The sequence below is a fragment of the Paenibacillus ihuae genome (assembly GCF_001368795.1).
Lineage (GTDB): Bacteria > Bacillota > Bacilli > Paenibacillales > Paenibacillaceae > Paenibacillus_AQ > Paenibacillus_AQ ihuae.
In genome coordinates this window covers 3,134,074-3,135,870 of the sequence record NZ_LN831198.1, presented here as the reverse complement: position 1 = coordinate 3,135,870, position 1,797 = coordinate 3,134,074, and the positions used below count along the sequence as shown (strand labels likewise).

The following is a 1,797-nucleotide window of genomic DNA, read 5'->3' as shown; positions in this document are numbered from 1 at the left end:
GAAGATGATATGTTACCGGCCTTGTACAGCGTCAGGATATGCGGAACATTTATGTCGATCTTGGCAAAATCGAAGCGGTTCTGCCGCTGAGCGAGCTGATGCCGGGTGAGAAGTTCAAGCAGAGCGAGCGGATCAAGGCATATATCACCAAAGTGGAGAATACGACCAAAGGGCCGCAAATTATGCTGTCCCGCAGTCATCCGGGTCTGCTGAAGCGTCTGTTCGAGCTGGAGGTTCCTGAGATTTTTGACGGCGTTGTTGAGATTCGTTCTGTGGCCCGTGAAGCAGGCTTCCGTTCGAAGATTGCTGTATTCTCGCGTAATGAAGAGGTGGATCCGGTCGGCTCCTGCGTTGGCCCAAGAGGGACACGCGTGCAGACCATCGTTACAGAGCTTCGCGGCGAGAAGATTGATATTGTGCGTTATTCTGATGCGGTGCAGGAATATGTGGCTAATGCACTCAGCCCGTCCAAAGTGCTTGAGGTTCAAGTCTTTGAAGCTGAGAAAATGGCCCGTGTCATCGTTCCTGACTATCAATTATCGCTGGCAATCGGCATCAAGGGGCAAAATGCCCGCCTTGCGGCCAAACTGACCGGCTGAAAATTGATATCAAGAGCGAAACTCAAGCGGAGCAGGAATACGGCAGACCAAAGACAATTAGCGATGAAATGCATCAGGATTCCGTCTCCATTGATTAATTAAGCTGCTGACTGACGGGAGGCGATTAGGATGAAGCAAAAAAAGGTACCGCTGCGCAAATGTGTGGCCAGCCAGGAGATGATGCCCAAAAAAGAGCTGATTCGCGTGGTTCGCACACCTGAGGGCGAAGTGCTGATCGATCTGACAGGCAAGAAGTCAGGCCGGGGTGCTTACATCTGCGGTAAACTGGAATGCTTTAAACTGGCACAAAAGAACAAAGCGCTTGACCGTGCGTTAAAATGTCAAGTGAGTCCTGAAATCTATGCTCAGCTAGCCAGGGATTTTGCATCCGTGGAAGAAGAGTTTTTAGCAGCAAAGGATAGTGAGGACAATGAGTAAGACACTTTCTTATTTAGGGCTTGCCATGAGAGCAGGCAAGATTGTCACCGGCGACGAGGCTGTACTCAAGGCAGTGCGGTCATCGGAGGCGAAGCTGGTCGTCCTTGCAGGTGACGCTTCAGATAATACCCAAAAAAAGTTCCGTGATAAATGCGGGACCTACGATATTCCACTAGTAATCGCATTTCACCGGGATGAACTCGGTGCAAGTATTGGTAAAGACCAGCGCGTAGTGCTGGCCGTTACGGATAAAGGATTCGCGGAAATGATCTCCAGAACGCTTGGAGATACTGTCGGAGGTGGAGTTATTGACTAAAGAAGACAATAAGGATAAACTGCGCGTGTATGAATACGCGAAATCTCTGAACATGAGCAGTAAAGAAATCATTACAATTCTGAAGCGTTTGAATGTTCCTGTGAATAATCATATGAGTGTGATGGAGAATAGCTCGGTAACAAAAGTGGAGCAATTCTTTAAGGATATCAAATCAAACGCTGCAGCCAAGCGTGACACCGGCACCAGCAGCCGTCCGGTAACTACCGGAACGGTAACAGCCGAACCGCAGAGTGCTCAGAATGCCAACAAAAATCAACCGGAAAAGCAGGTAGGTATGAACAGTAACCAAAACAACAACCAATCGACGACGTCCCCAAGGCCCCAAAGCGGACAAGATTCCCGCAGAACTACATCAGGCTCCACCCAGAACTCCCGCCCTCAGGGCAGCTCCACCGGCGGCAACCGTCCGCAAGGCAGTTCCAC

At 50.0% G+C, this 1,797-nt stretch carries 3 protein-coding genes and 1 pseudogene; all 4 read left to right on the top strand.

What is annotated here, in order from left to right:
* Positions 1-11: 11 nt before the first annotated feature.
* Positions 12-697: pseudogene (nusA, locus tag AQR02_RS14245) on the top strand (transcription termination factor NusA); the annotation flags it as partial.
* Positions 698-728: 31 nt separating this feature from the next.
* Positions 729-1,037: an RNase P modulator RnpM gene (rnpM, locus tag AQR02_RS14240; protein WP_054941045.1), complete on the top strand. Its 309-nt coding sequence runs from the start codon at positions 729-731 to the stop codon at positions 1,035-1,037.
* Positions 1,030-1,353, top strand: coding sequence for a YlxQ family RNA-binding protein (locus AQR02_RS32875; RefSeq protein ID WP_036724725.1), 324 nt, complete (start codon positions 1,030-1,032; stop codon positions 1,351-1,353). Before rnpM ends, AQR02_RS32875 begins: the two co-directional genes overlap by 8 nt.
* Positions 1,346-1,797, top strand: a 452-nt coding sequence (locus AQR02_RS14230; RefSeq protein ID WP_187388810.1) for a translation initiation factor IF-2 N-terminal domain-containing protein, incomplete at its 3' end; no start/stop codon positions are given. The genes AQR02_RS32875 and AQR02_RS14230, both read left to right, overlap by 8 nt.